Source organism: Acinetobacter sp. RF14B (genome assembly GCF_006864105.1).
Classification (GTDB): domain Bacteria; phylum Pseudomonadota; class Gammaproteobacteria; order Pseudomonadales; family Moraxellaceae; genus Acinetobacter; species Acinetobacter lwoffii_C.
Map to the genome: position 1 here is coordinate 1 of NZ_SMTB01000115.1, position 6,336 is coordinate 6,336.

Annotated in this window: 7 protein-coding genes and 1 pseudogene; 5 read left to right on the forward strand and 3 right to left on the reverse strand. The window is 38.3% G+C overall.

Annotated elements, in window-relative coordinates; translation table 11 throughout:
- The 3 genes and pseudogenes from E2K52_RS15490 to prpC form a co-directional block, all read left to right on the forward strand.
- Nucleotides 1–113 (forward strand): annotated as a pseudogene (locus E2K52_RS15490) (IS982 family transposase); the annotation flags it as partial.
- A gap of 172 nt (nt 114–285) precedes the next feature.
- Nucleotides 286–1,170 (forward strand): methylisocitrate lyase, encoded by an 885-nt coding sequence (gene prpB, locus E2K52_RS12945; protein ID WP_151205467.1) that lies wholly within the window; start codon nt 286–288, stop codon nt 1,168–1,170.
- A gap of 4 nt (nt 1,171–1,174) precedes the next feature.
- Entirely contained in the window at nt 1,175–2,314 is a 1,140-nt protein-coding gene (gene prpC / locus E2K52_RS12950) for a 2-methylcitrate synthase (protein WP_151205468.1), read from the forward strand.
- Nucleotides 2,315–2,382: 68 nt separating this feature from the next.
- On the opposite strand, the gene E2K52_RS12955 is transcribed toward prpC, so the two are convergent.
- Together E2K52_RS12955 and E2K52_RS12960 are read right to left on the reverse strand one after the other, a co-directional pair.
- Nucleotides 2,383–2,997, reverse strand: a complete 615-nt coding sequence (locus E2K52_RS12955; RefSeq protein ID WP_151205469.1) for an aminotransferase — start codon at nt 2,995–2,997, stop codon at nt 2,383–2,385.
- A gap of 77 nt (nt 2,998–3,074) precedes the next feature.
- Nucleotides 3,075–3,548: a CinA family protein gene (locus E2K52_RS12960; RefSeq protein WP_151205470.1), complete on the reverse strand. Its 474-nt coding sequence runs from the start codon at nt 3,546–3,548 to the stop codon at nt 3,075–3,077.
- A gap of 248 nt (nt 3,549–3,796) precedes the next feature.
- On the opposite strand from E2K52_RS12960, the gene E2K52_RS12965 reads away from it, so the two are divergent.
- Both E2K52_RS12965 and E2K52_RS12970 read left to right on the forward strand, forming a co-directional pair.
- Entirely contained in the window at nt 3,797–4,036 is a 240-nt protein-coding gene (locus tag E2K52_RS12965; protein WP_151205471.1) for a hypothetical protein, read from the forward strand.
- 622 nt (nt 4,037–4,658) lie between these two features.
- Nucleotides 4,659–4,874 (forward strand): hypothetical protein, encoded by a 216-nt coding sequence (locus E2K52_RS12970; RefSeq protein WP_151205472.1) that lies wholly within the window; start codon nt 4,659–4,661, stop codon nt 4,872–4,874.
- Nucleotides 4,875–4,997: 123 nt separating this feature from the next.
- Here E2K52_RS12970 and E2K52_RS12975 read toward each other — a convergent pair whose 3' ends face one another.
- Nucleotides 4,998–5,339 (reverse strand): hypothetical protein, encoded by a 342-nt coding sequence (locus E2K52_RS12975; protein ID WP_151205473.1) that lies wholly within the window; start codon nt 5,337–5,339, stop codon nt 4,998–5,000.
- Between the last annotated feature and the right edge of the window lie 997 nt (nt 5,340–6,336).

The window sequence follows — 6,336 nt, forward strand, 5'->3', positions numbered from 1 at the left end:
GTAGAGCACGTAGTGTTTGTGGATTTCTAGGAGGGATTTATGCTTCATTGTGCGCATATCAATTGAGCCACCGAAATAAGCCAACCATTCGAGTAATCGAATGGTTGGCTTAAACAGGATTCGGGTTCTATTAAGAATAATGGCAATCACGAAAAACGGGTCGGCAATAAAAACCTATTATTTGACTAAAGTTTTAGAGTATTTGTTCTAGAATGGAATGGTGTACACCAAGCAAATTGGTATACTCAAATTTCAATAATTATAGCCAGAACTGTGGAAGGGAAGATGACAGAACAAATGTCTGCAGGTTTAAAGTTTAGACAAGCACTTGAAGTCGAAAAACCATTACAAATTATGGGTACCGTAAATGCCTATGCTGCCATGATGGCCAAACAGGTCGGTTATAAAGCCATTTATCTCTCTGGTGCTGGTGTAGCAAACTATTCTTATGGGTTACCAGATCTTGGAATGACCAGTCTAGATAATGTTCTGGAAGATGTACGCCGCATTACTGAGCGTGTCGATACGCCACTTTTGGTTGATATTGATACAGGCTGGGGCGGTGCATTCAATATTTCACGTAGCATTAAACAGATGATTGCGGCTGGTGCAGCGGCGGTCCATATTGAAGATCAGGTGGCACAAAAGCGTTGCGGTCACCGTCCGAATAAGGAAATTGTAAGCCAGCAGGAAATGGTGGACCGGATTAAGGCAGCAGTGGATGCCAAAACCGATTCCAATTTTGTGGTGATGGCACGTACCGATGCGCTACAAAAAGAAGGTCTGCAGGCTGTTATTGACCGCGCTTGTGCCTGTGTTGAAGCGGGCGCAGATGCAATTTTTGCCGAAGCCATGACGGACATCACCATGTACCGTACCGTCTGTGATGCTGTAGGGGTACCGGTACTGGCCAATATTACCGAATTTGGCGATACGCCATATTATACGACGGAAGAGCTGGCCGAGCAGGGCATACGTATGGTCTTGTATCCACTTTCTGCAACGCGCGCCATGCAAAAAGCAGCACTTGAGGTGATGCGCTCCGTTCGTGAACATGGTACACAGGTACATGTTTTAGATCAGATGCAACAACGAAAAGAACTTTACGAATTTTTAGACTATCACAGCTTTGAAAACACATTAGATAAACTGTTTAAACAGGAGAATTAAAACAATGGCTGAAGGAAAAATACTTACTGGCGCAGGATTGCGCGGACAAGTGGCAGGGAAAACCTCACTTTCAACCGTCGGTAAAAGTGGTGCAGGTCTGACCTATCGCGGCTATGACGTGCAGGATCTGGCGGAAAACTGTCAGTTTGAAGAAGTAGCTTATTTAATATTCTTTGGTGAATTGCCAGATTCAGAACAATTAGCAGCCTATAAAGCAAAATTAAAATCTTTACGTGCCTTGCCGCAAGCTCTAAAAGAAGTGCTTGAGCGTATCCCTGCAGATTCACATCCTATGGATGTCATGCGTACTGGGGTTTCCATGCTAGGTAACCTGGAAACTGAACAGTCCTTCGAACAGCAGCAGGATGTCGCAGATCGTATCCTGGCCACCTTACCTGCGATCATCTGCTACTGGTATCGTTATAGCCACGATGGTGTGCGTATTGAAGAAAATACTGATGATGATTCTATCGGCGCACAATTCCTGCATCTGTTGCATGGTGAAAAATCCAATGAGTTGCATGAGCAGGTTATGAACGTGTCTCTCATTTTATATGCAGAGCATGAATTTAATGCTTCAACCTTTACGGCTCGTGTCTGTGCCTCTACTCTGTCTGATATGCATTCCTGTATCACTGGAGCGATTGGTTCCCTACGTGGGCCTTTGCATGGTGGTGCCAATGAAGCAGCAATGGATATGATTGAAAACTGGCAGTCTCCAGAAGAAGCTGAACGCGAAATGCTGGGCATGCTGGAACGTAAAGAAAAAATCATGGGTTTCGGACATGCAATTTACAAAGACTCTGATCCGCGTAATGCCATTATTAAAGTCTGGTCTGAGCGTCTGGCCAAAGATGTGGGTGATACCGTATTGTATCCGGTTTCTGTACGTTGTGAAGAAGTGATGTGGCGTGAGAAAAAACTATTCTGTAATGCCGATTTCTTTCATGCTTCGGCATACCACTTTATGCGGATTCCAACCAAGCTGTTCACCCCGATTTTCGTCATGTCACGTATAACTGGCTGGGCAGCGCATGTGATGGAACAGCGTGCGGATAACCGTATTATCCGTCCAAGCGCAGACTATACCGGTCCAGAGCTGCGAAAAGTCATTCCTATTGCAGAGCGTAGTTCAGCAGCTTGATCTGAATACTGAGTTGCTGATTAAAAAATAAAGCCTCATGAGAGGCTTTATTTTTATTAAACTCAAGCTTAACGGCTTAACAGTACCGGGTCTTCAATGGTATAACCGGTTTCAAAAGGAATCCCCAAATATTTGATTGTCACCAGCGTTTTATTCTGTTTAGGAACTTTATAGGCCTGGCTGATTTTTAAACCTTGCTGATAACTGACCGCTTGATGAGTCAGACTTTTTTGTGAGCCAGATTTTACTTGATATTGATAGGTCCATTTTGGCACTTTCTCTTGTGGATCATACCAGGCAGACGCATAGCCTTTGCTGGTTTTTAATAATTCAAGTCGAATATTCTGTTTTTTTACCGGAATGACTGGAATTAAACGCTTCTTGATTTTGGCAATTTCCTGATCAAATTTTTGACTACTTTGATCATAATCAATACGTTTGGTCTTCGGATTAATATACAGGGAATTCACCATCACCAGCTGGTTTGGCTGCTTGGATTTAAAATTATAATAATACAGTTGCGGTAAACGGCCTCGGCCATCCAGATAATGGCGCATCAGGTAGAGCTTTTGATCTTTAACCTCATACCCTAAGACTTCAATATTCTGAGGTCCGCCCACTGTGGCAAACGCCGCACAAGGCAAACCAACCAGTAAAACCGAAATGATAGCTTTTATTTTCATTGCTCATCAAACCTTATTATAGTGAGGATAAGCTTAATTTATCTTAAAATATAAAATAGGGTAGAAATAATGAAGTCTTATTGATTGAGCAGATTAATCATATCATGTGCCAAAACTGCTACCAATTTGTTTAAACGCTGCTGAGGGGTACCTTTCAAATAGTAGTGGAACTGATGAACCTGAGCTCCATCATCAATCGCGATAAAAAACGTGCCTTCCGGTTTTTCTGGTGTAGCACTGCCTCCAGGCTTAAGCAGGCCAGTACAGGCAATCACCCAGTCTGCATCCTGAAACATTTTTTTGCCTGCCTGAGCCAATGCAACAGTGACAGGCATAGATTCTGCGGTGTAACTATTGATTAGATCCTGTGATAGACCCAGTACAGAGACTTTGACACCGACGTCATAGCAGACCAAACCGCCCAGTAAAGTTTCGGCACCTTCTCCTTTACAGATGGAGAACTGACTGGTCAGATACCCAGAACTCGCACTTTCAATGAAGGCGATCTTGATCTCTTTTTCTTCAAGTAATTCACAACATGTTTTGAGCATAATGCACATTTTGATAAGAGATAGCTTAAGTTTAATTTAGACCGGTTCTGGCTGGGTATCAACTCTGAATAGGGCTTTAATTTTGATATAAGGTAAAAATAAATTGCAAATTTATAAATTTGTAGCTTAAAAGAAGAGCTAGGGGCTGACTGTTTAAAGCTTGGGCAATCTCTGCAATTAATAGTTTCTTCCTCATAGGAATAATGGTAAAACAAAAATAAAGAGCTGAGTAAAAGTAGGTGGTAAGAATGAAAACTACAGTAAAATATGTCGTATTAAAAAGTCTGGACTATCAATTGGGTACACCTTTATTTCAGGAAGAAATTGATGCGGATGGCCAATATTTTGATCAAATTCCCCCTACTATTTCTTATCAAAATCTGAATTTTAAAGTAACCAGTAAAGAGTTAAAGCGTCTGTATCTCGCTGAAGAGCAGGAAGAATCACAAACGATTATTGTAAAAGTGATTGCTCAATACGATAAATAACTGCAACATCCGTCAGGTCTTTTAGGTATTCATACAAGGCCTGATTTTTTTTATAAATATTATTGCCTTATTTATATTTGAAAATAAAAAATCTAAAGCTATTTCTATTTTATTGATATATATTTCTGTTATTTTGAAAATCCATTTTTTTTAAATTTTTACTTTATAGAGTGTGTTTTAATGTAAGTATGAGATTTAAATAAATTGCATAAAATAGACATATTTTTTTCTTTCAGGCTTTATAAAAATAGTATAGATGAATTTTATTATTTTTTTAAGTATTTGAAATTAAATATTTTATATAAAGTGGATACTCTTTTTGTTTCAGTATCTAAACCTAAATTATTTTCTTTTTTACAAGAAGTCCTTATTAAGTTTTTGTTTTTTATAAAGGAATGAAAAGTTTGGCTTAATATTTTTTATTATGTATTTTTTGCATTATAAAAAGTAATCTTTGTTTCTTTATAAATTAAATTTCAATTACTTAAATTACTATTTTTTACATTGAATTAATATGTAACAGCTTACGGGTTGGCGAAGTTTAAAAACTGAGTAGAGTAGAGGGTAAGTCGAAAATATATATATCGGCTTTTGATTAAAGCGAAACCTAAGGAGAATACCCATGACTAATCAACAGAACCAGCAAGATCAACAGAATCAACAAAACCAGCAACAGCAACAACAAGACCAGCAAAACCAGCAAGGTCAAAGAAACAACCAACAAAACCCTAATCAGCAGCAACAGAACCAAAAACAGCAAAATCCTAATCAGCAGCAACAACAACAGCCGCAACGTAATCAGCAAGAACAACAGAATCAGCGTAATCAAAATCAATAACATTGGTGCGATCAATAAGATCAGCAGAATCTGCAGCACTAATGTGATTTAGGTTATCCTTTTTCAAAATAAAGACCGCCTTTTCAGGCGGTTTTTATTTGGACTTTATTTGTTCATTTTTTATTAACACTGAATGTTGGCTTTAATCTTATAAAAATTCAGGGCATTATCTAAGTCCTTCAGCAAGCCTGGTTCAGTATATTCTTTAGGTGCAAGTTTAAGCAGTGCTGGCATATAATAAGTTTTATATTCTTTAGGATAATCTTTACAAAGGATACGGGTGCGCTCTTCAATGCTCATTATAGAAGAATCCAGTTGATCCAGATAGGCACTTAAACGATTATCTGATTGTTCAAACTGCGCTTTAATGGTGGGGTCTGGTTCAGAAGATACATCTGCCTGCTGTTTCTGACAGCCTGTTAAAGTAAGTACGAAGAAGGCGCTCAAGCATATAGGTAGTTTCATATTATTCAGATTCTGTTATTCGTCCTGAGAAAAGTATAGAGAGAAATATACAAATGCACACGGATCTTTAAGTTACAAGCCGCCTGAACGAAGAGTTTAGTAATAAAAAATGATCTATAACCGCATCCATATTTTTTTCAAAAGTCGCTACTATCTTAAGATTATCGAGAAAATTTAATAAAACAACTATAGATCAAAATTTTAATAATATTCCTCAGTAGAAAATCATACATTTTTATTGTTTGAATTACTTGTTATCAAAGAATCATTTTCTGAAATTGTAGCCTTCACATAAGTTTTCATAGGCAACATAAAAACTGACAATCCCTGCAAGAGTGAAACATGAATAGATGCTATTTATATAGCTGTTTTAGTGAAAATATAGGACAAAGCAATGATAAAGTGTATTTGTGCATTTGGTATAGGCGTAATGGTGGGTTGCTGCTATAAGTCTTGTAAGAGCAAAATGTGCCAGATGAAGGATAAAGATCACTCAACAAAAAATCAGGATGAGGAGCCTGTACGTACCTAATTACCCTATGCTTGAGGATTAATCTGAAGCAGGTGGCAAGCTTAGTAAGACTTTTTCTGGAATAATTGAATATCGAGTACTATCTTTCACGCATAAAAGCTCTGCTCATGATCAAGCTTTTAAAGTTAGGAGGAATACATGTTCCAATTTATATGCTGTTTATTGGGTCTACATGGCGCGACTGAAATCAAGTATATGGATGATGAGGACGTTAAAGAAGAGAGTGCTGATTTAAAAGAAACGATATAAGTGTCTTTCACTTTCAAAGTGTCGAAAACAAGACAGTAACCCCATTTTCGAACTAAATGGGGTTTTACTTTAAGTCAATTTAATAAACTTAACCCGAATCGCGGATAAGAAATGGACTTGAAAAACAGAAGGACTAGAGCCATCAGTTGAGTTACCACACAAAACCCACAACTCTAGTCCCGATGTTCAATAGTACCGAATTATTCTGTGTAATTG

Excerpts from the sequence above, each read along its gene's own strand:
- prpB (WP_151205467.1), top strand. The coding sequence starts at position 286 with ATGACAGAACAAATGTCTGCAGGTTTAAAGTTTAGACAAGCACTTGAA.
- prpC (WP_151205468.1), top strand. The coding sequence starts at position 1,175 with ATGGCTGAAGGAAAAATACTTACTGGCGCAGGATTGCGCGGACAAGTG.
- E2K52_RS12955 (WP_151205469.1), bottom strand. The coding sequence starts at position 2,997 with ATGAAAATAAAAGCTATCATTTCGGTTTTACTGGTTGGTTTGCCTTGT.
- E2K52_RS12960 (WP_151205470.1), bottom strand. The coding sequence starts at position 3,548 with ATGCTCAAAACATGTTGTGAATTACTTGAAGAAAAAGAGATCAAGATC.
- E2K52_RS12965 (WP_151205471.1), top strand. The coding sequence starts at position 3,797 with ATGAAAACTACAGTAAAATATGTCGTATTAAAAAGTCTGGACTATCAA.
- E2K52_RS12970 (WP_151205472.1), top strand. The coding sequence starts at position 4,659 with ATGACTAATCAACAGAACCAGCAAGATCAACAGAATCAACAAAACCAG.
- E2K52_RS12975 (WP_151205473.1), bottom strand. The coding sequence starts at position 5,339 with ATGAAACTACCTATATGCTTGAGCGCCTTCTTCGTACTTACTTTAACA.